This window comes from Paenibacillus silagei, assembly GCF_017874735.1.
Lineage (GTDB): Bacteria > Bacillota > Bacilli > Paenibacillales > Paenibacillaceae > Paenibacillus_AQ > Paenibacillus_AQ silagei.
This window is the reverse complement of the sequence record NZ_JAGGLV010000013.1, coordinates 96,081-116,861: the sequence shown is the minus strand read 5'-3', so window position 1 is coordinate 116,861 and position 20,781 is coordinate 96,081. Positions and strand designations below refer to the sequence as shown.

Annotated in this window: 18 protein-coding genes; 3 read left to right on the top strand and 15 right to left on the bottom strand. The window is 54.3% G+C overall.

Features of this window, described 5'->3' with window-relative positions; translation table 11 throughout:
• Positions 1 to 155: 155 nt before the first annotated feature.
• Both J2Z70_RS19400 and J2Z70_RS19395 read right to left on the bottom strand, forming a co-directional pair.
• Positions 156 to 932: an SDR family NAD(P)-dependent oxidoreductase gene (locus tag J2Z70_RS19400; protein WP_209875965.1), complete on the bottom strand. Its 777-nt coding sequence runs from the start codon at positions 930 to 932 to the stop codon at positions 156 to 158.
• A gap of 28 nt (positions 933 to 960) precedes the next feature.
• On the bottom strand, positions 961 to 1,416 hold the full coding sequence (locus tag J2Z70_RS19395) for a chemotaxis protein CheX (protein WP_036727095.1): 456 nt from the start codon (positions 1,414 to 1,416) through the stop codon (positions 961 to 963).
• Between the two features lie 386 nt (positions 1,417 to 1,802).
• On the opposite strand from J2Z70_RS19395, the gene J2Z70_RS19390 reads away from it, so the two are divergent.
• Positions 1,803 to 2,705 carry a LysR family transcriptional regulator gene (locus tag J2Z70_RS19390; RefSeq protein WP_036701586.1) on the top strand — a complete coding sequence of 301 codons (903 nt, stop codon included), beginning with the start codon at positions 1,803 to 1,805 and terminating at the stop codon, positions 2,703 to 2,705.
• Between the two features lie 45 nt (positions 2,706 to 2,750).
• Positions 2,751 to 3,560 carry a histidinol-phosphatase gene (locus J2Z70_RS19385; protein ID WP_209875963.1) on the top strand — a complete coding sequence of 270 codons (810 nt, stop codon included), beginning with the start codon at positions 2,751 to 2,753 and terminating at the stop codon, positions 3,558 to 3,560.
• Between the two features lie 126 nt (positions 3,561 to 3,686).
• Here J2Z70_RS19385 and J2Z70_RS19380 read toward each other — a convergent pair whose 3' ends face one another.
• The 8 genes from J2Z70_RS19380 to J2Z70_RS19345 all read right to left on the bottom strand — a co-directional run bounded on the left by J2Z70_RS19380 (position 3,687) and on the right by J2Z70_RS19345 (position 11,630).
• The gene (locus tag J2Z70_RS19380; RefSeq protein ID WP_245368359.1) at positions 3,687 to 4,412 is read right to left on the bottom strand and encodes an NADPH-dependent oxidoreductase; all 726 of its coding nucleotides are present in this window, start codon (positions 4,410 to 4,412) and stop codon (positions 3,687 to 3,689) included.
• A 499-nt stretch (positions 4,413 to 4,911) separates the two neighbouring features.
• A complete protein-coding gene (locus J2Z70_RS19375; protein ID WP_209875959.1) occupies positions 4,912 to 5,454 on the bottom strand; it encodes a GNAT family N-acetyltransferase in 543 nt (180 codons plus the stop codon).
• A 55-nt stretch (positions 5,455 to 5,509) separates the two neighbouring features.
• Positions 5,510 to 6,442 (bottom strand): metallophosphoesterase, encoded by a 933-nt coding sequence (locus J2Z70_RS19370; RefSeq protein ID WP_209875957.1) that lies wholly within the window; start codon positions 6,440 to 6,442, stop codon positions 5,510 to 5,512.
• 37 nt (positions 6,443 to 6,479) lie between these two features.
• Entirely contained in the window at positions 6,480 to 7,166 is a 687-nt protein-coding gene (locus J2Z70_RS19365) for an ion channel (RefSeq protein ID WP_051478155.1), read from the bottom strand.
• A 100-nt stretch (positions 7,167 to 7,266) separates the two neighbouring features.
• Positions 7,267 to 8,100, bottom strand: a complete 834-nt coding sequence (locus J2Z70_RS19360) for a DUF3891 family protein (protein WP_051478154.1) — start codon at positions 8,098 to 8,100, stop codon at positions 7,267 to 7,269.
• 276 nt (positions 8,101 to 8,376) lie between these two features.
• A complete protein-coding gene (gene sdhB / locus J2Z70_RS19355) occupies positions 8,377 to 9,141 on the bottom strand; it encodes a succinate dehydrogenase iron-sulfur subunit (protein WP_036701591.1) in 765 nt (254 codons plus the stop codon).
• 38 nt (positions 9,142 to 9,179) lie between these two features.
• A complete protein-coding gene (gene sdhA / locus J2Z70_RS19350; protein ID WP_209875955.1) occupies positions 9,180 to 10,922 on the bottom strand; it encodes a succinate dehydrogenase flavoprotein subunit in 1,743 nt (580 codons plus the stop codon).
• A 42-nt stretch (positions 10,923 to 10,964) separates the two neighbouring features.
• Entirely contained in the window at positions 10,965 to 11,630 is a 666-nt protein-coding gene (locus tag J2Z70_RS19345) for a succinate dehydrogenase cytochrome b558 subunit (RefSeq protein ID WP_209875953.1), read from the bottom strand.
• A 417-nt stretch (positions 11,631 to 12,047) separates the two neighbouring features.
• Between J2Z70_RS19345 and J2Z70_RS19340 the strand changes: the two genes are divergently transcribed.
• Positions 12,048 to 12,947 (top strand): LysR family transcriptional regulator, encoded by a 900-nt coding sequence (locus J2Z70_RS19340; protein WP_036701597.1) that lies wholly within the window; start codon positions 12,048 to 12,050, stop codon positions 12,945 to 12,947.
• 114 nt (positions 12,948 to 13,061) lie between these two features.
• On the opposite strand, the gene J2Z70_RS19335 is transcribed toward J2Z70_RS19340, so the two are convergent.
• The 5 genes from J2Z70_RS19335 to J2Z70_RS19315 form a co-directional block, all read right to left on the bottom strand.
• Positions 13,062 to 14,711 (bottom strand): type 2 periplasmic-binding domain-containing protein, encoded by a 1,650-nt coding sequence (locus tag J2Z70_RS19335; RefSeq protein WP_209875951.1) that lies wholly within the window; start codon positions 14,709 to 14,711, stop codon positions 13,062 to 13,064.
• A gap of 65 nt (positions 14,712 to 14,776) precedes the next feature.
• Positions 14,777 to 15,676, bottom strand: coding sequence for a carbohydrate ABC transporter permease (locus tag J2Z70_RS19330; RefSeq protein ID WP_051478153.1), 900 nt, complete (start codon positions 15,674 to 15,676; stop codon positions 14,777 to 14,779).
• 14 nt (positions 15,677 to 15,690) lie between these two features.
• Positions 15,691 to 16,650 carry an ABC transporter permease gene (locus J2Z70_RS19325; RefSeq protein WP_209875949.1) on the bottom strand — a complete coding sequence of 320 codons (960 nt, stop codon included), beginning with the start codon at positions 16,648 to 16,650 and terminating at the stop codon, positions 15,691 to 15,693.
• 940 nt (positions 16,651 to 17,590) lie between these two features.
• A complete protein-coding gene (locus tag J2Z70_RS19320) occupies positions 17,591 to 19,858 on the bottom strand; it encodes an AraC family transcriptional regulator (RefSeq protein ID WP_209875947.1) in 2,268 nt (755 codons plus the stop codon).
• A gap of 245 nt (positions 19,859 to 20,103) precedes the next feature.
• Positions 20,104 to 20,772, bottom strand: a complete 669-nt coding sequence (locus tag J2Z70_RS19315; RefSeq protein WP_036721939.1) for a potassium channel family protein — start codon at positions 20,770 to 20,772, stop codon at positions 20,104 to 20,106.
• Between the last annotated feature and the right edge of the window lie 9 nt (positions 20,773 to 20,781).

Sequence of the window (20,781 nt, the reverse complement as noted above, 5' to 3'; positions counted from 1 at the left end):
ATATGTTCATTATATGCCAAAAAGGCCTCTCCACCAAATGGAAGGCCATAAAATCTAAGTTGGGGCCGTATTTAACACGGTCATACCATCCTGTATACCAAAGGGGGACAAGCCGTTCACGCCACAGACGGTAACTATGACCTATACTTCTCTGGTCATTTTCTGTTCATCAGGTTATAGGTCAGCTTGTCTGCCAGCCGCGGGAACAGGCCATAGAGCCGGATGCCGAAGCCCGCCAGACCGGGCAGATCCACTTCCTCTTTGCCCTTGTCCATCAGCTTGACGATCTTCGCGGACACATGCTGCGGCGTCATCATGATCCGGCTTACGCTTCGTTCATAATTTCCTGAAGGGTCGGCGGTCTTGAAGAATTCGGTGGCGATAGGTCCAGGGTTCACAGCCGAGACAATAATACCGCTCTTGCGAAGCTCCTGGCGGAGCGCATTGGTGAAGCCGAGAACGGCATGCTTGGTGGCCGTGTAGGACACTGAGCGTGCGGTTCCGATTTTGCCGGCCATGGAAGCCACATTCACGATCTGACCGCTGCCGCGTGTAAGCATATGAGGAACGACAGCCTTGGTGCAGCGCACAATTCCCATATAGTTAACATCCATCATGTCGGCGAACTCTTCAGACTCCATCTCTGTAAAAGCCGCAAACTTGCCGTAACCGGCATTATTGAGCAGAATGTCAATTCTGCCGTATTGCTCCAGGATCTCCGCAAAGGTATGCTTAACTGCCGTTTCATCGGTCACATCACAGACGAACAGCCCATGCTCCCCCTGAATGCCCGCCGCAACAGCCTGCAGCTTGTCCCTGGACCTGGCCAGCAGAACGGGAACCGCCCCACGCTCGCTGAGCATCTGTGCCGTAAGCGCTCCAATCCCGCTGGAAGCTCCTGTAATCACCACAATCTTGCCTTGTACTGCCATGGAATAGGTTCAACTCCCGATTATTTGCCTAAGAGATCATAACCTGAATATCAAGCTCCCCGATGCCTTCCATCAGAAGAGGAATACTCAATGCTTTGCGCGGCAGGATGGACATACCCTCGGACTTCATCAGCTTCGGCGGGGTAATGTCTACCGATACCCCTTGATTGGAGAGAATAGTACTGGCATTGCCGCTGATCATATTACCCAGCTCAGAAATGGCGCTCTGGCCCATCTCATCCATCTCTGTTATCACATAACCGCCCATCATGGCCGACACCATCTTAAGTGCTACCGGTTCGGCAATCCCGAAGATAATATTCCCGCTGAGCTGACCTGTCATTCCCACTTGAATCCATATATGATTATCGATCAGTTCAATATCCTTAATCCCCAGCATACCGGTGGACGGCGAGACTTGGATCACCTGTTCAATTACAATGCGCGCAGACTCTAAAAACGGATTGATTACTTCTGCTTTCATGAAAGTGCTGTCCCCCTCGACCAGTCTTTAGTCATATACCAAAAGTCCTAAGCAATAAAATTTATTATACTTCATATATCGGCATTATTCACCAAAAATTAATGGTCTTGTCGAATGATTTCTGAAGATAGTTTGGAGCGCAACATTGCCCTCCCGGGAGGAATCTCCTATAATTTAATCAATAAACGTAAGATCTGCGGCGTCACACCCTCCGAGTGCAGCACTCACAGCGACCCTTGTACCTATCTGCTTTGTCAGAATCCGCGGCTTGCAGACTCTAATTCTGGAAGCCGGCATGTGCGCATACGCCCTCCGGAAAGCTGCGGCTTTCCCTGTTTGTACAAATATACGGCGGCACCATCCGGTAGCCATAAGGGGGACAGTCCATGAATATCAGCCAGCTCGAAACATTGATCACCATCTCCAAAACCATGAGCTTCCGCAAGGCGGGAGAGCTGCTCAACCTGACGCAGCCGGCGGTCTCGGCCCAGATCAAAAGCCTGGAGGAAGAGTTCAAAACGCAGCTTGTTGACCGGAACCAGCCGGTGACGCTGACGGACAGGGGCAAGGTCTTCCTCGCCCACGCGGAACAGATTGTCGGAATCGTAGATGAGCTTAAGCAGCGCCTTGCCGATCTCGAAGAGAATCCCCAAGGGCATATTATTCTCGGTACGACCACCTCTATCGCCATCCAGATTCTCCCCCGGGTGCTCTCCTACTTCCAGGATCAGTTCCCTCATATCAAAACCTCGATCTCATCCATGTCCTCCTCCCAGATCTACCAGCAAGTCGAGAACGGGATTGTGGATGTCGGCATCGGCTATCTGATCGGCCGCAATCCGGGAATGACGACCTCGGTCCTGTATTATGATACTTTTGAACTGGTGGTTTCGCCCCGCCATCCGCTGGCCCAGGTCAAAACAGCCGGGATCGAGGCACTGGGCACCATCCCGCTCATCCTGCTCTCACCGGATACGGTCGGCCGGAAATTTGTCGATGAGGTACTGGCGAGGCACGGTATTCAGCCGCTGGTGATTATGGAGCTGACCAGCAGTGAGGAAGTGAAGCGGATGGTCGAGCTTGATCTGGGAGCGGCGGTCATCTCCAAGCAGTCTGTCACTGCCGAGGTCAGAAGCGGAACCCTGCGGATCGTCCCGATCATCGAGCTTGAGGTTACCCATCCTGTAGGTGTCATTACCAAGTCGGGCAAGTATGTCAACTCTGCGATGAGACAGTTCCTGAGCGACCTTAAGGGAATGCCCGAGACCCAGTTCATCGGCTCAGAGTAACCTGCACCCTATTTCGCCATATTGGCCTAAGGAGATGTTCCGATTATGAAGTTCGACCTGCATACCCATCATTTCCGCTGCGGCCATGCTGACGGCACGATCCGGGATTATATTGAAGCCGCAATAGCGGCGGGGCTGGATGTCATCGGTATTTCCGATCATTCGCCTTACTTCGGAAGCCCGTCCGAGCAGGCCTTTCCGCGCATTGCTATGGCCAAGTCCGAGCTGGTCCACTATGTAGAGGAAGTATTGTCGCTGCAAAAAGAATACGAAGGCCGCATTGATGTCCTGCTCGGTATGGAATCCGACTTTTTCCCGGAGCATGCGGAGCTGTACCGCAAGACCTACTCCGCATACCCGTTCGATTATATAATCGGCTCCGTGCATCATGTTGAGGAGGTCAGTATCTTCAACCAGGGCCGCTGGAAGGGGCTTGACCCCGCGCAGAGGCTTGCCTCCAAAAGCGAGTACTACCGGCTGATTGCCGAATCCGCACGCAGCGGCATCTTCCAGATTCTCGGCCATATCGATGCCATGAAGGGGAACTATCCGCCGTTCTCCGAGATCGCTGCCCCCAAGGAGATTGACGAAGCCTTGCGCGTAATCGGCGAATGCGGCCCGGCCATCGAGATCAACACCTCCGGCGGCACCAAGCTGTGCGGCGGCTGGTACCCTTCCGATGAGATTCTGGAGCGGGCCCTGCACTTCGGCGTGAAGGTCAGCTTCGGCTCCGATGCCCATCTCCCCTCCCGTGTTGCCGACCAGCGTAATCAGGTGGCTGCGCGGCTGAAGGAGATTGGATTCGAATACTGGGTCTATTACAAGCGGCGCGAGAAGGTTAAGGTCGCGTTGTAGGCAGTAAGTGGGCGGGAATTCTCCGCGTACAACCAGCACCGCGCAAACAGGCAGCGTAGCGGGACACTCCCCGTCACGCTGCCTGCTGCTGTGGTGCTTTTTTGCGCTGTACACCTAATACTGTGTTTATTCCTTATTCAGATTCTCACAGGTGAAGCCCTGCTGCTTCAGCGTACGCTGCGAGTCCCCATACTGCGGATTCAGAGCGTAGAAGCGGGCAATCATGCTGGTCCAGCTCCGCTCCGTCAGCCCCTGGGACTTGAGCAGCTCCCGGTGAGTCTCATTATATTCTTCGATCAAGTGTTGCTGATCCGGGTTATAGACCTCTTCATGATACACAGCTGCTATAGGCAGGCGTGAACCCTTCGGCTGTTCTCCCGCCGGATAGCCGATGCAGAGTCCGACCACCGGGAATACATACTCTGGCAGCTGCAAAAGTTCAATTACCCCTGCCGTGTTACGGCGTACGCCCCCAATCGGGATAATCCCCAGCCCGAGCGACTCGGCAGCAGCTACTGCGTTCGATAGTGCAATGCCGACATCCGTAGCCCCAACGAGCAGCGCATCTATATCCGCAGCCGTTTCGAACGGCTGGCCTTCCAGCTCTGCCGCAAGCTTGGCCCGGTGAAAGTCCATGCAGAACACCAGGAATACCGGTGCTTCCGCCACATGCTTCTGGTTACCGCTCAGCGCCGACAGCTGCTGCCTGCGTTCCTCGCTGCGTACCGCAATCATCGATACTTGCTGGCCATTCACCCACGACGGTGCCGCCTGGGCTGCCTCAATAATCGTCTTCAGCTTCCAAGGCTCTACCGCCTGCCCGCTGTAGTTACGGAATGAACGGTGGTTCATAAGTAATCTAATCACATCATTCAAAGGTTCATTTCCTCCCCCATCTATACTTGTCCATGTACCCTCTACACTATCATAGCTCAATCCCCTCGGAGACTGCCAGCACACAATGTTTATACGTAAGGGCAGAGGTTACTTATTCAGGAGAACTATGCTCCCCATTCAGCCATTTAGCCAACTATCTACGAATTCAGGGGCACTAATGCCCCTCATTCAGCATTCCAGCCGACTATCTGCGAATTCAGGGGCACTAATGCCCCTCATTCAGCATTCCAGCCAACTATCTGCGAATTCAGGGGCACTAATGCCCCTCATTCAGCCATTTAGCCAACTTCCGGCCGATCCCAAGGGATTTATCCCTCTAATCGGGAGCCCAGCCCCGCACACGCCCAAAAAAAATGGACCCGAATCATCGGGTCCCAACAGCAGTTATATTTTCAAAAGGGGGTCATGTACTTAGTTTAACCGCTGACTGTTAGAGTTTGATAACGGCATTATTTCAATTGTGTAACAATGTGAAGACTTTCATTACGTCGCCCGAGCCGTCCGCCATCGGCAGGGTCCGCTCCAGGGTCAGGCCGTTCCTCAGCATGACCTGAGCGGACCGGTAATTATCCCCCCGGCAGCGCCCCTCGACCTTCCTCAGGCCGAGTTCCCTGAAACCGTAGGCCAGCAGCAATCCCAGTGCCTCGGTTGCATACCCGCGACCCCACCATAACGGATTCAGCATATAGCCCAGCACCGCCTGGCCCTCCTGCCGGTTCCAGTTCTGCAGGGAGACTGAACCGATCAGCTCCAGCTGGCCTAACATATAGATTCCTGCATGCAGCGCGCCGGGATCATAGCCGTGCAGCATCCGGTTCACCAGCTTATCCAGCACACCCTGCCGGGAAGTCGATCCATGGCGCAGCTGAATATGCGGCTGCACCTCAGGGTGGGAGAGCAGCGACTTCAGCAGCGCTCCGTCGCCGGACGCCATATTCTTCAGTTCTACCTTAGAACCTTGCAGTGACATCCCCATGATCATCTCATAAGTGCTCATGAACTTCTCCCTCTTCTTCTCCCGCCTATGGCGTCCCTCTCTTGCTGCAGTCCGGCTACCCCCGGCGCAGAGTCAGCACGGTAAGCTCCGGGCGGCACAGGAAGCGCAGCGGCATCAATGTCTCGCCGAAACCCCTGTTCACATACACTGGCATGGCCTTATTCTCTGTATAATACAAGCCGTCTATGTATTTCTGAGATCCGTAGGGCGTGAACGGCGCGCCGACCAGCGGCAGGCGAATCTGACCGCCGTGGCTATGCCCCGAGAGCTGAAGGTGAAACGGGTACTCTTCCGCCACATCGGCGTAATCCGGCTCATGCATCAGCAGCACCGTGAAGATGCCGTCCGGAATATCCCGGATGGCTGCCTCCGGGTCCGGCTTGCCGTGCAGCATGTCATCCAGTCCTGCTACGGCAATCGTCGCTCCGCCTTGCTTGATCAGATAAGACTCGTTCCGCAGGACGCGGAATCCGGCCTCCGTCAGCAGACGGGTCAGCAGCTCCGTATTCTTGTAATCATGATTCCCGAGGATAGCATACTTCCCAAGCGGAGCCTGTAGCTCTGCCAGCAGGGGGACTGAGTCGGTCAGATCCTCGGCATAGCTGTCTACGATATCTCCGGTGAAGCAGATCAGATCCGGCTGCTCTTCCTTGATATGCTTCGTCAGCCGGGCCAGATCCTTCGCATCCTTGTTGAAGCCCAGATGCACATCGCTGAAATGGACCAGCCGGGTCCCGGCGAACGCGGACGGCAGCTCCGCAAGCGGCAGCTCCCGGCGGGTCACCTCTAACCAGTTCGGCTCCCCCTGCCAGGCATAGCCGCCGGCGAGGAGACCCGCCCCTACCACCGCTCCTGCCCCCCGGGCCAGGAACTGGCGGCGGGTCATTTTGCGGCCGCTTCGGCCTTCCGGCTTCGGGGGGCCTGTTCCCGCGCCATCCGCAGCAGCAGGAACTGTACGCTCGGGAGAGCCTCCGAACGATTTTTTCATAGGGAGATTCTCCTCTCTGTCTTGAATTCTAATCGGGTTATTGCCGATCCGCTACGGCTTCATCCACTTTGTCATCAATATCTACTTCAATGGCCGCCTCAATCTCTTCCTCCGTGGTATTTACCCCAAGAATCTTGCGGAATAAGCCCAGCATGGACAGCGCATAGGCGACCGTAATGAAGCTGAAGCAGATCTGCATAACTACAACCAGCCTTGAGGTATTGTCTATGGGAGCTATATCTCCGTAACCGACGGTCGTAAAAGTAGCCACGCTGAAATAGAGGAACGTAATCAACTGGCTAAGCAGATCCTGACCCAAGCCTTCTCCCTGGAACGAGGACTGTCCAAACAGCTTATATATCGATGTATATACGACTGTAAAAAAAAGAATGCAGGTGAAGGCAGCAATGCTGATCCGGACCAGCGTCTGCTGCATTCTGACTTCCTTACTGTTGGAATCCCTGATTTCATGGAAAATAAACAGAATATAAAACAGGACTGAAGCCAGGACAAAAAACAGAATCAGTCCGCGCAGTCCCCGGTTGCCGGGCACAATCGTCCCCAGATCGATCAGGTTCAGCAGATCCTCCACCGAGATCAGCGCATAGATCAGAATAGGAGCGAGCAACACGCCTCTGCCCATCCAGTTCAGCTTCAACCGGGCAAACCTCACTACCAGGAATACAATGACAATGATATTAAAAGCCCAGATCCACCATGCCATGGCTTTTACGCTCCTGTTCTATGCTCCCGGCTTCCCGCCGGGAAGGTCCTTATCCGATCCTGCCGATACTCGCAGAGCAGCGGCTTGCCCCGGACTTACACTACCCCTTAGTGCGCTGACCGGCTCCGGACTTCACCCGCGAATCTTCCTCCGGTCCGCTTATGACTCTGATCCGGCATTCTTCCTCAGGAGCCTCGCGGTAGGCGAGGGCAATACCCTTGGCCTGAATGTCCTTGCGGCTGACCCGCCGCTGCTTGAAGCTCACTTCAACCTCCTGTGTGAACGGGAACGGAGTCAGGGTCAGCGTAGCACTGTCCTGCCACTCCGCCTCAATGGCACGGCCGGAGGTGAAGCTGAACTCCTCACTGCCGGAGAAGCCGTCTGCGAACCAGGGGTGCTTCTCGGATTCGGCGCTGCCCGGCCTACTAAGCGCCAGGAACAGCGACAGATCATCGCAGAATTGCAGCAGTCTGGCGTCATAATACAGCTCGCCTTCTTCAAGCGGCTTGCTCTGCTCCAGCGCCCGGTGGATACGGGCACGTCGGTCCGCTTCATCCTCCAGATATTGCGTCAGCTCCGGGCATTCCTCACCCGACACCTCAATCAGCCGTTCAAAATGCGAGCTGCACAGCAGCGCCCCGTATGGCGTCTCCGCTTCCACCTCATCGATTCCCCGTCTATAAAAGGTCAGCTTCGGCACAACCGGGAAATCGAGGAAGCTGTAAGGCAGCCCCTCCGCATCATTCCAGAACGGTGTCTCATCCAGATCAATCCAGCCCCGGTCATGGTTACTTACTGCCCACAGTACCTCAGCCCGGCGGCCTTCCGCGGGCGTATGCTCTTCCTTGAACCACTTAGCAAATTCTCCAGCCAGCAGACCGTGCTCATGCTGCTTCGTCATTACAAGCGTTCCATCCTGTTCACGGCAAATCACAGTCATTCCTCCCCGTTATCCGCTGTCAGACGGTTATCTTCAGCTATGTAGATTATAACATATTCACCTATATTTATCGGAACCTGCGGACGTATGGCTATTCTATGCAGTTTCAGGCTCTTCATTACAGGCTGTCTACACATGTACCCTTTTTGCAGCTACCCAGAAACACATTCGTACCTCTTGTTCAGCCGTGCGCAGCCAAACAGGCCACCCAGGATTGATACCTGAATGGCCTGCTACAATTCTGATTATAGAGAAATGGGCTACATTGCCTCAGACACCCAGCCAGCGCTTGAACATATGCTTCGTCGTCTGCTTGTTGATCTCGGCAATGGAGGTCGTGAGCGGAATGCCCTTCGGGCAGGCCCGCACACAGTTCTGCGAGTTGCCGCAGCCGTCGATCCCGCCGTCTTCCATGAGCGCATCCAGGCGCTCTTCAGCGTTCATCTCACCTGTCGGGTGAGCGTTGAACAGCCGCACCTGCGAGATGGCTGCCGGCCCGATGAAATCGGTCTTCTCGTTGACATTCGGGCAGGCTTCCAGGCAGACGCCGCAGGTCATGCATTTGGACAGCTCATAGGCCCACTGGCGCTTCTTCTCCGGCATGCGCGGTCCCGGACCGAGATCATACGTGCCGTCAATCGGAATCCAGGCCTTGACCCGCTTCAGGGCATTGAACATCCGGCTGCGGTCAATCACCAGGTCGCGGACGACCGGGAAGGTCTTCATCGGCTCAATGCGCACCGGCTGCTCCAGATTGTCGATGAGCGCTGCGCAGGCCTGACGGGGTTTGCCGTTGATGACCATGGAGCAGGCGCCGCAGACCTCCTCCAGACAGTTGGATTCCCAGCATACAGGAACTGTATTATCGCCTTTCGCGTTCACCGGATTACGCTGAATCTCCATCAGCGCGCTGATCACGTTCATCCCCGGACGGTAGGCAAGCTCGAACTCCTCCGTATAGGGGCTGGTCTCCGGTTCATCCTGGCGGGTAATAATAAATTTCACATTTTTGGGAGCTGCTGCTGTTTCCGCCATGTCAGTTACCTCCTAGAAAGTTTGGTTAGTCTAACCTGTCAGTCCTTCGAGTAATCCCGTACGCGCGGAGGAATTAGCGATACATCGACTTCCTCGTAGGAGATCTGCGGACCGTCTGCTGTCCAAGCGGCTTTGGTGGTCTTGAGGAATTCCTCATCATTGCGCGTCGGGAATTCCGGCTTGTAATGTGCGCCCCGGCTCTCATTGCGCAGGAGGGCTCCAAGCGTCATCGCCTCCGATAGCTCCAGCATGTTCCACAGCTGGCGGGTGAAGGCCACGCCCTGGTTGCTCCAGCGCGAAGTGTCGCTCATATTGATATTCTTGTAGCGTTCCTTCAGTTCTTTGATTTTGCCGATGGTCGCTTCCAGCTTCTTGTTCTCACGCACCACGGTCATGTTCGCCGTCATCCATTCGCCAAGCTCCTTATGGATCACGTAAGCATTCTCTGTACCAGTCATCCCCAGGAGAGACTCATATTTATCGGTCTGCGTCTTGTGGAAGCTATCGAACACTGTCGAGGAGATATCCTGCACTGATTTCTTAAGGCCCTTGATGTATTCCACAGCCTTCGGACCAGAGACCATCCCGCCATAAATGGCAGAGACCAGGGAATTCGCGCCCAGACGGTTGGCCCCGTGGTATTGATATTCACATTCCCCTGCCGCGAACAAGCCGGGAATATTCGTCATTTGATTATAGTCGACCCACATGCCGCCCATCGAATAATGCACAGCCGGGAAGATTTTCATCGGAATCTTGCGGGGATCATCCCCCATGAACTTCTCGTAGATCTCAATAATGCCGCCCAGCTTGACGTCAAGCTCCTTCGGGTCCTTATGCGACAGATCCAGGTAGACCATGTTCTCGCCGTTAATGCCCAGTCCCTGATCCACACACACATTGAAAATCTCACGGGTAGCAATATCGCGCGGCACCAGGTTACCGTACGAAGGATATTTCTCTTCAAGGAAGTACCACGGTTTACCGTCCTTATAGGTCCAGATCCGTCCGCCTTCACCGCGCGCCGATTCCGACATCAGCCGCAGCTTGTCATCGCCGGGAATCGCCGTCGGGTGAATCTGAATGAATTCCCCGTTCGCATAATGCACACCCTGTTGATACACGGCGCTTGCGGCGGTTCCTGTGTTGATGACCGAATTCGTGGTTTTGCCGAAAATAATCCCCGGACCGCCGCTGGCCAGAATGACCGCGTCCGCCGGGAAGGTCTCAATCTCCATCGTCTTGAGATTCTGGGCACTGATGCCGCGGCAGACCCGCTCGTCATCCAGAATCACCGAGAGGAATTCCCAGTTCTCGCTCTTGGTCACCAGGCCTTCCGCTTCCCAGCGGCGCACCTGCTCATCCAGTGCATAGAGCAGCTGCTGACCGGTAGTCGCCCCGGCAAAGGCTGTGCGGTGGCGCTTCGTTCCGCCGAACCGGCGGAAGTCGAGCAGCCCCTCTGGGGTACGGTTGAACATTACGCCCATCCGGTCCATCAGGTGAATAATGCCCGGTGCCGCTTCGCACATGGCCTTCACCGGAGGCTGGTTGGCCAGGAAGTCGCCGCCGTAGACGGTATCGTCGAAATGCTCCCAGGGCGAGTCGCCCTCGCCCTTGGTATTCACGGCGCCATTGATGCCGCCTTGAGCGCAGACGGAATGTGATCTTTTGACAGGGACCAGTGAGAATAGATGTACATGCGCGCCGGATTCAGCGGCCTTAATGGTAGCCATCAGGCCGGCCAGACCGCCGCCCACGATGATGATATCGGCTGATGCCATGATTGTTCCCCTCCTACAAGTTAATAGTTCTCTCTTCTATTACTAAATAAAGCTGCGCAGCGACTGCATCGCCACGGCTGCCGTTTGGAATTCATCGTTACGGAAGGTAACCAGCGACAGGACGAACATGAAGGTAACAATAACGAAAATACCGAGACAAAGCACGGATGATACTCTCTGCGAACGCGGCCCCACCGTGATTCCCCAGCTGATCAGGAACGACCATAGACCGTTGGAGAAGTGGAAGCAGGCAGCCACGATTCCGACAATATAGAGAGTCATCAGCAGCGGCTGGGTCACAATGTTATGCATCACTCCGCCAAGCTGATCATGCTCCACCTTGCCGAGCGCTACCTGGACGCGGGTGTCCCACAGATGCCAGACAATGAAGATGAAGGTGACGACTCCGGTAATCCGCTGCAGCGTATAACGCCAGTTGCGCTCAAGATTGTAGCGGTTCAGGTTCGGCTTCGACTGGTACGCGATGTACAGGCCGTAGACTCCATGGTACAGCAGCGGCAGCCAGATGCCGAACAATTCCAGGAAGAAGACAAGCGGCAGGCTGTTCAGCCACAGCACACTGTCTGTGAAGCCAGAAGCGCCACCCTCTACTGCTGCGAAGTTCGTCAGCATGTGCTCAAGGAAGAATGCCCCGAGCGGGATAACGCCGAGCAAGGAATGAATCTTTCTGGAATAAAATCCTCTCATGCAAAGTGTCCCCTTTCCATATAAAACAGCGTTTTCACAAGTCTTTTTAAAGAGCATACACCGCCGGGAGTACAGTTGAAACAGGGCAGCGGCAGGCTTGATTTACCGGCTAATAGTCTGTTTGCACCACTATCCATTGTTTTCCCGGACTTTGCTGAATAATTCACAATATGTGAATATCCTGTGTCACTTTTCATGTTACTCTTTTTTCGCTTATAAGGGAATTGCAATCTAATTATTAATCGTTATACTATAATTGCATAAGAATATTTTTAATATGATAATAATTCTCATTTAGCTTCATTAATAACATACAATCCAGACTTGTCTTCCTGCGCATCAGGGGCAACCCTGCTCATCTGCTATACTTTTTATCACAGTTGAATGGGAATTTGGGAGAGAGAGGAGCACTATGAAATGTATGATGATTTAGATGCTTTTGCTGCGGTGGTGGAGCACTCCAGCCTGAACCGGGCCTCGCGCCAGCTCAACCTGTCCCAGCCGGCCCTCTCCCGCAAAATCTCCAAGCTGGAGGAGCGGCTCGGCGTCGCCCTGTTCAACCGCTTCGGCAAGCGGCTGGAGCTTACAGAGGTAGGCCGCCTTACCTACACCTATGCGCTGGAGCAGCGGCAGCAGCGTTCCAAGTTCCTGGAAGCGTTATCGAAGTTCAAGGAGGGCGAGCCGCAGCTCGTGACGCTGGGGGCCAGCCTGACCACACTGCAGACAACCCTGCCTCCCCTGGTAAAAGCATACACAGAGAAATATCCGGCAGCCGAGCTGAAGCTTATCACCGGGAAGACCCATGAGATGGTCACCGCCGTCAGCGAAGGCAAATGCGATGTGGCCATCATTGCCTCCCAGGTCCAGGAGCCGGGGCTGCGCTGCATCCCGCTGTTCGAGGACCAGCTCCGGCTGGTCGTCTCCGAGCAGCATCCGCTGACCCTGACGCCGCGGCTCACCATGGAGCATCTCTCCCGGCTGCCGATGATCCTTTTCTCCAAGGGAACCTGGTACCGCCGGACGACAGATGATCTGTTCCAGCGCTGCGGGGTTGATCCCGATGTACGGATGGAGATCGACTCCTTCGAGGCCATTGTCCGTCTGCTGCCCACCATCAAAGCTGCGGCCCTGCTGCCGAATTCGTATCTGCGTCCGGAGCTGCTGAACGGCGGGGGGCTGGTCTCCCTGCACATCAAGGAGCTGGAGCAGACGCAGCGGACCACTTGCCTCATATACCAGAGCAGCGGCGGACTCAGCACGGCAGCGCGCTGCCTGGTGCAGGTGACGGAGGATGTCTTCCTGAACAGCCGCGAGTAGCGGCGGGGAACACAGCAATCACCCGGCAAGCCTCCGTAATGCTACGGATCGGCCTGCCGGGTGAGGATACTGCCGGGTAATTTTTTTGCTATACTAAGCCAGGCTTACACAAGATTAACGGAACTTGCCTGCATCAATTGCCGCCTGCTTCTCATCGAGAATCTCCTGGTAGCCTGCCTCCAGATACGTCTTCTTGGCGGCTTCATACGTAGCATCGAATTCAGCCTCCGGAGCGAGCACCACCTTCACGTACAGCTCCTGGAACAGCGTATTCAGATCCGCCTTGTATTCGTTCACCTTCTCCAGCACCACATTGAACAGGGCATCCGGTGTACGGAATTCGGCAACCTCGTCATAATACTTCACCAGATCATCCGCCAGCGGCTCATAACCGGCCGGAGCCCAGTTGCGCAGGTTGGCCTTGCGGGTCTTGGCTTCATCCGGGTACTGGGCAATTTCTGTCACCAGACCCCAATAGTCCTTGTTATTGTTCTGTGCCAGCACCGCTTCGCCCTTATAATCCGGGTTCTTCAGCGCAATGCCGTCTGCATCAAGCGTATAGTTCTCCCCTTCGATCCCGTTCTGGAACTTGAACAGGTTCTCCGGCTGGCTGAGCCATTCCAGATACATCCACACGGCTGCGCGTTCTTCCGGCGTGGATTCATAGTTAATTCCCATAATGAAGCCGAACGGCCAGTAAGCGCGTCCTTGAGGCTTGTTGCCTTCTGGAACTCCCGCATACGGAGGCACCACCGCAAATTCGGCATCCGGGTTATTCTGCAGCGTAGCCGCAAAGACATCAGTGTTGTTCGCCAGATAGAAGCCGAAGTTGCCGGTTTTGCCTGCCACGAATTCAGCCTTAATCTTCGGTTCATCGTTGCGCAGATAGAATTCCTTATCAATCAGGCCATTGTTATACTGATAATTGAGGTTACGCAGGTAAGCCTCAGTCTCCTCCGTAGTCAGATCGGCCACACTGAGATCGGAATACAGCGCACGATATTTCGCATCCACCGGCCATTTGCGGAACGGATAGTTGAAGTTGAAGAAGTTCTGCAGCAGATTGCCGCCGCTTACGCCGAGTCCGGCTTCCTTCCATTTGGCCAGCATCTCGTTGTACTTCTCGAGCGAGGTCAGATCCTCAACCTTCATGCCTACCTTTTCCACCCAGTCCTTGCGGATAATGTTGACGAAGTTGTCGGCTTCAGGGCGGGCAGCGAAGAAGAAGGTCTTCTGATCGTCCACGGTACCATACTGTTCAATCGTCTCACCCATGTTCTTCCAGTAGGTCGGCGCATAATTCTGGATCTCTGCATAGTCGAGCGGCTGCATCACATCCTCGCCATAATAAGTAAGCGCTTGCGGCATATCATAGTGGAAAATAATATCCGGAGCCTTGTGCGAAGCCAGCAGCTGCTCGAAATCCGTTACTTCTTTGGAGCGGGTGATCGGCACATAGTTAACCTCTATATTATATTTGTCGCCGAACTCCGCCTGCACCCAGCGGGTATAATAGTTATCGGACACGTTCCAGCCTTCATAGGCACGCTCATAGACCGGAATGTCGAGCGAGACTTTTTTCTCAAAGCCCTTGGAATAATCAGGATAGGCCCCTTCGGTCTGGTTCGTAGCAGCGGCAGTCTCGGCCGGCTTACTGCTGGCTTCGGCTGTATCCTTGGTGTTATTTCCCCCGGAGCATCCGGCCAGCAGGCCGGCCGTCATGACGGATGCCATCATTAACGAATACACGCTTCTTTTACTCATCGCAATTCCCCCATTTTTTGAATTTTCGTAATTCCAAAGAATGACTATATACCAGGGACGCAGGATTACTCCTTGACGGCTCCGAGCATAACACCTTGAACGAAGTATTTCTGGACGAACGGATACACACAGAGGATAGGCAAGGTAGCGAATACAACGACTGACGCCTTCAGGACTTCGGGATTGCTGAGCTGCACCTGGCTGGCCTCCAGCTGGAAGCTTTCACTTGCCTGAATGACCAGATAATACAGCTTGAGCTGAAGCGGCCGGAGCGAGGTCTCATGCTTGATATAGAACAATGCGTCCTGATAAGCATTCCAGCGTCCCACTGCATAGAAGAGAGCGAGTGTCGCCATGATCGGCTTGGATAACGGCAGCACAATGCTGAACAGAATCCGGAAATGCCCGGCACCGTCGATCCGCGCAGATTCCTCCAGACTGACGGGAATGCCGCTGGTCAGCGAGGTTTTCATAATCAGCAGGTTGAAGGCACTGAAGGAGAGGGGCAGTACCAGCGACCAGATGGTATCCATCAGCCCCAGATTATTGATGTTCATATAGTCGGGGATAATGCCCCCGCTGAAGTACATGGTGAATAGGAAGATAAAGGTGATCACCCTGCGCCCCTTGAACTGGGTTCTGGACAGCGGATAGGCGGCGCAGATGGTCAGGATCATGCCCAGAATGGTGAACAGCACAGTCACGATGACCGAGATGTACAGGGAACGGAGGATACTGGCATCCGCGAAGATTTTGTTATACGCTTCAATGGTGAAGCCCTGCGGCCACAGAAAGACCTTGTTGGCAATGACGAAGGAGTCAGAGCTCAGCGATTTCGATACGACATGAATGAACGGCAGCAGGCAGATCAATGAGATGATAATAATGACGAGGCGGATCAGCGTTTCCCAGATATCGATACGTGCTTTATGGGGTGCGGCAGTGCCTCCGGCTATGGCTTTCATGGTTCCTCTCCTTTCTACAAAATCCCATCCTCGCCAAGCTTCTTAGCTACGCGGTCCGCGGAAATGACCAGAATAATCCCGATGACGGACTGGAATAATCCGATGGCGGTCGCCCGGCTGAAATTACCGCTCTCAATCCCCCAGCGGTACACCAGGACCGGTATGGTGGTGGTGAACTCCGTGGTGGCCTTATTCTGCAGCGCATAGATACGCTCGAAGGAGCCGTCCATTACTTTGCCCAGCGCCATAATCAAGAGCGTCACAATCGTTGCCCGGATCGATGGAAGGGTAATATTCCATACCTTTCTCCAGCGGCCTGCCCCGTCCACCGTAGCCGCTTCATACATCTCAGGGTTGATCCCGCTCATCGCCGCCAGATAGATAATCGTGCCCCAGCCCATGCTCTGCCAGACCCCGATCACGAGATAGCTAATGAGCCAATTCGTATCCTGCTGCAGGAACGGAATCCGGGTGCCTCCCATCAGTTCTATGAGGTTATTGACAACGCCGCCCCCCTCACTGAGGAGCTGATAGGCGATGGCTCCGATAATGACCCAGGACAGGAAGTGGGGCAAATAGAGCACCGTCTGATTGATTCTTTTGAACCGTACACTCTTGATCTCGTTCAGCAGCAGAGCCAGCACAATCGGCATCGTGAAGCTGAAGCACAGGTCGAGCACGTTCAGCAGCAGGGTGTTGCGGACGGCCCGGATGAAATCAGGCTTGGCGAACAGGTCCTGGAAGACCTGCAGTCCGGCCCATTCACTGCCCCAGAAGCCTCTGGCGATCTTATAGTCCTTGAAGGCGATTACAAGTCCGGTCATGGGCAAATATTTGAATACGATGACAAAAGCCAGCGGAAGCATCACCAGCAGATAGAGCTGCCAATCCCGCTGTAAATAATAGCTGAACCCCTGTTTCCTTCTTAATAGAGGACTGTGATTCGTTTGTGAAGCGCTTGCAGCTTTCAACATATTCACCTCCTGCCTTGAATTCTCTTGCCGGCTTCCGGCTATTATTCTCCGGCCTGGCTCCTATGCTACCGCCTTTGCCGGGTCTTGAATATCATGAGTATTGATGATCACCTATCACAATTGATTGTCAATGGATTGCCGCCCGGCACTCCAGGCCTCAGCCGCAGGAGAATAATCAAAACTGATAGGCATTCCCAAAATTAATAAAGCGCTTTCAATTGGGAGGGGAGCAGGTACAAGTCGGATAGAAAGGCATGGCGAGGGATGGGGCCAGGGGAGATTGGAGTGATTGGGGCGATGAGGGAGTGATCAAGGAGCAATGATAGCTAACAGGGAGCGATTCGGGAGCTATGAGAGCTATCAGGAATGATTAGGGAGCTACTGTTGCTCGCCCCGCACGCTTTTGACTAATATAGATTTGAACACTCCTACTTTCCACGAACTCAGGGGCACTTGTGCTCCTGAATTACTCGTTTAACCAACTTTCCCGGGATTCAGGGGCACTTGTGCTCTTCATTTACTCGTTTAGCCAACTTTTCCGGGATTCAGGGGCACTTGTGCTCTTCATTTACTCGTTCAGCCAACTTTCCTGGAATTCAGGGGCACTTGTGCTCCTGAATTACTCGTTTAGCCAACTTTTCTGGAATTCAGGGGCACTTGTGCTCTTCATTTACTCGTTTAGCTAACTTTCCCGGGATTCAGGGGCACTTGTGCTTTTCATTTACTCGTTTAACCAACTTTTCCGGGATTCACATCCACCCACTTTCGGCTCCATCAGAGGGATTTATCCCTCTCATTTTCACCGCCTGCCCACTTTCCACCGACAAGCCGAAAAACCAAGATCCTTGAAACGAGATACCGGTCCGCCGGGGATGGGTTTCTAATGGTTTCTACGGGTTTCTATGAGCTTTTATGGTCTTTTATCACCATCTGTGAGCTTCTAGGAACTCTTGCTCTTCGCTGACTTGTAGCCGCTTGGCGGCATGCCTTCATACTTGCGGAAAAAGCGGTTGAAGCTCTGCACATTGGCGTAACCGACCTCTGCGGCAATCTGCTTGATTGTCAGCCCCGAATCCAGCAGCAGCTCCTTCGCCTGCTCGATCCTTAGCTGATTGACGAAATCAATCATGCTGCTGCCGGTCTGCTCATAGACAAGCTTACGCATGTAGGAGTAGCTGATGCCAATCTGCTTGGCCATGTCCTCGAAGACAATCTCTTCGCGGTAGTGCTGCTTCAGGTACTCCATGATCCGCTGCGCATAATTGGTCTCATGGGTGCTCCGATCCAGGCTCTGTACAATCTCACAGTAGAAATCATACAGGTACTCCTCCAGCTCATCCAGCGTATCCATCGCGGCGAGAATCGAATACACGTTGCCCCGGCCCATAATCATCCTTCCGGTTCCGAGGTGGTTCTCCCGGAGATGCTTGATCGTCGCGCCCATCAGCTGATGATAGATGAACATAATATTATCGTAGGAGATATTATCCTCTGCGGAGATCTGGCTGCGGATGCTCTGCAGCTCCTTGAAGATTCCCACCAGGTCGCCGGCATCCAGGAAATTCAGAATTCGCCGCTCGCTGCTCTCAGAGTCAACATACTTGCGGCTGTTATCCTCCCCGTCATGCCAGTACATGATGCTTCCGGCCCCCTTGATCATCCTGCGCTTAATCACCTCCATCGCTTCGAACAGCCGCAGTGCCACCCGCTCGGGAGCATCCGTCCGCTCACTCACCCCAATCGTGACCGAATGCTCCAGCAGCTCAAGAGACTGATCGCGGATCTCCTCCAGCGCCTGATGAATCAGAGTACTATGCGCCTCCCCCTCCTCCGGAGCAAAGTTCAGTACAATCACTGTACAGCCCTCATTATGGTAGACACAGCGGGCCACCAGCCCCTCAGGGAAAACATTCTCATACTTGGCACTCAGCAAATACCGATGATAACTGCGCGTCTCCCCATTGGTATGGCCCACGTATCTTCTATATTGGTCGATGGAGACCACCACCACTCTGTAACAGGCATGCGGAAAAACCTCCGTGATCCGCGGCGGAATCTCACCGCGCAGCAGACGGTGTACGGCCAGACTGCGGGTATCCTGTTCGCGCTCCTGCAGCAGCTGGAACAGGCTCTCTTCCTCCTCCTGCATCCTTTTGAAGGCCAGATCCAGGAAGGCCAGCTCATTCTTGTTCACTACGCCCAAATCCATCTTCGAGCGCATCGTCTGCACCAATTGCCTCAGGGGCCTGGATAACCAGGTGGCAAGGAAGATGGCCAGCAGCGTCCCCAGTACAATGATCGCCCCTGTCAGCAGAATAATATTCCCCTGCATCTCTCTGGATTTGGTCATCAGCTCATCCATGGAGCTCCAGCTGACATTCCACCACCCGGACAAGGAGGAACGGCTCCAGGCATACACCGTCCGTTTGCCCTCCAGCTTGCGGAAGGTGTAGCCTTCACTGGCTTCCTGATTCAGAATCTCCTGTAAGAAGGGCAGCTTACGGCTGTCGGAGAGCAGCATGGACCGGTCATTGAAGGAGATCACCGTACCCGCAGCGTCCAGCAGCAGGTAATTGCTGTCACCCACCTCGGTAGCATGCAGATATTTGCCGATCTGGCTCTCCTTCATGTTGACGACAATCACTCCCCTGGTGGTGGTGGACAGGCGGTTGAGGGGGTACACATAAGACACCACGTTCTCGCCCGACGCAAGCTTACGGGGCACCCATACCCCGCTGATCCCCCTGCGCCCCTTAAGCGCTTCTGTGATCCACCCGATAGGCTCATAGCGGGCAAGCGTCGTGATGCTGCTGTCGGTGGAGAAGACATAATCCGAATCCTCCAGGACAAAGAATGAAGAGTACACACCGTCCACCCGGCGGTTCAGGTTCAGCAATTCCTTGGTGACAGACAACGCCAGACTTACATTGTTATAGTTGGCGTTAATCTCATCGTAGGTCTCGAAGCTGCGGATACGGTCAAAAATATTCGTCGCCGCCAGACGCGACGTATCCTGGGCCAGATTAGCCAGCGCGTTCTCGTTCAGCCTGCGGTTGGCATTAAGCCCGGCCAGCGTGGATTCCCCGATAGCCGCTTCAGAGTTCTGTATAATCTGCGACCCGCTGTACCAGGTCAGGACTGCTGTAGGAATAGCCATAATGCAGAATAGAATCAACGCCAGCTGCAGGATCATCGGTGTTTTTTTCATCACGTATCCCCCTAAGGATTTCTATGTTACCGCTTACAATATTTTATTTTATCATTTCAGGATACATTTTACATATGTGTATAGGAAAATTTTTCAACCCCCGCGCGGCATGTTACAGGCTGGTGTACAGGCGTTCTAATGTGCGGCTGCAGGCTTACGCCGAAACAGCAAAAACGCCTGGATGCATAGCCATCCGGGCGTTTTTAGCTTTCTTTTATCGGGATAGGCTGCCTGGCAGGAAATCCTTACTCCGCATTCACCGCTTCATCCTCAAACTCCTCGATGCTGTCGTTGGAGCCGATCACCACCATGATGTCTCCCTGATGCACATGATCATGCGCAGTCGGGGCAACGATGATGCCATCCTCGCGGTTCAGGGCAATGATGCTGCAGCCGTATTTGGCGCGGGTGTTCAGCTCAGAGAGGCTTTTGCCGTTCATGCAAGCGGGTACCGTCAGCTCAACGACCTTGTAATCCTTGGAGATCTCGATATAATCGAGCAGATTCGGCGTCACCAGCTGATGAGCCACACGGATACCCATATCACGCTCCGGGAAAATCACCCGGTCTACCCCCAGCTTCGACAGAGCGCGGCCATGCAGAATGGAGATGGCTTTGCCGACCACCTGCTTGACGCCCAGCTCCTTCAGCAGAATCGCGGCCAGAATACTCCGCTCCATATTATCGCCGATCGCCACAATGCCGCAGTCGAAATTACGCACCCCGAGGGAGCGCATAATCCCTTCATCCGTAGCATCCGCCATGACTGCATGGGTCAGCCGTCCGGTCATCTCCTCCACCCGCTCCTCCTGGTGGTCAATGCCAAGCACCTCGTAGCCCATGGACATCAGCTCCAGCGCCAGACTTGAGCCGAAGCGGCCCAGGCCGATTACAACAAACTGCTGTGGTTTCATGACTTGATT

Bases quoted from the DNA above. Each gene is read 5' to 3' on its own strand.
- J2Z70_RS19320 (WP_209875947.1), bottom strand. From the start codon at position 19,858: ATGAAAAAAACACCGATGATCCTGCAGCTGGCGTTGATTCTATTCTGC.
- sdhA (WP_209875955.1), bottom strand. From the start codon at position 10,922: ATGGCATCAGCCGATATCATCATCGTGGGCGGCGGTCTGGCCGGCCTG.
- J2Z70_RS19395 (WP_036727095.1), bottom strand. From the start codon at position 1,416: ATGAAAGCAGAAGTAATCAATCCGTTTTTAGAGTCTGCGCGCATTGTA.
- J2Z70_RS19325 (WP_209875949.1), bottom strand. From the start codon at position 16,650: ATGTTGAAAGCTGCAAGCGCTTCACAAACGAATCACAGTCCTCTATTA.
- J2Z70_RS19375 (WP_209875959.1), bottom strand. From the start codon at position 5,454: ATGAGCACTTATGAGATGATCATGGGGATGTCACTGCAAGGTTCTAAG.
- J2Z70_RS19335 (WP_209875951.1), bottom strand. From the start codon at position 14,711: ATGAGTAAAAGAAGCGTGTATTCGTTAATGATGGCATCCGTCATGACG.
- J2Z70_RS19365 (WP_051478155.1), bottom strand. From the start codon at position 7,166: ATGGCATGGTGGATCTGGGCTTTTAATATCATTGTCATTGTATTCCTG.
- J2Z70_RS19315 (WP_036721939.1), bottom strand. From the start codon at position 20,772: ATGAAACCACAGCAGTTTGTTGTAATCGGCCTGGGCCGCTTCGGCTCA.
- J2Z70_RS19330 (WP_051478153.1), bottom strand. From the start codon at position 15,676: ATGAAAGCCATAGCCGGAGGCACTGCCGCACCCCATAAAGCACGTATC.
- J2Z70_RS19340 (WP_036701597.1), top strand. From the start codon at position 12,048: ATGTATGATGATTTAGATGCTTTTGCTGCGGTGGTGGAGCACTCCAGC.
- sdhB (WP_036701591.1), bottom strand. From the start codon at position 9,141: ATGGCGGAAACAGCAGCAGCTCCCAAAAATGTGAAATTTATTATTACC.
- J2Z70_RS19400 (WP_209875965.1), bottom strand. From the start codon at position 932: ATGGCAGTACAAGGCAAGATTGTGGTGATTACAGGAGCTTCCAGCGGG.
- J2Z70_RS19390 (WP_036701586.1), top strand. From the start codon at position 1,803: ATGAATATCAGCCAGCTCGAAACATTGATCACCATCTCCAAAACCATG.
- J2Z70_RS19345 (WP_209875953.1), bottom strand. From the start codon at position 11,630: ATGAGAGGATTTTATTCCAGAAAGATTCATTCCTTGCTCGGCGTTATC.
- J2Z70_RS19385 (WP_209875963.1), top strand. From the start codon at position 2,751: ATGAAGTTCGACCTGCATACCCATCATTTCCGCTGCGGCCATGCTGAC.
- J2Z70_RS19370 (WP_209875957.1), bottom strand. From the start codon at position 6,442: ATGAAAAAATCGTTCGGAGGCTCTCCCGAGCGTACAGTTCCTGCTGCT.
- J2Z70_RS19380 (WP_245368359.1), bottom strand. From the start codon at position 4,412: ATGAACCACCGTTCATTCCGTAACTACAGCGGGCAGGCGGTAGAGCCT.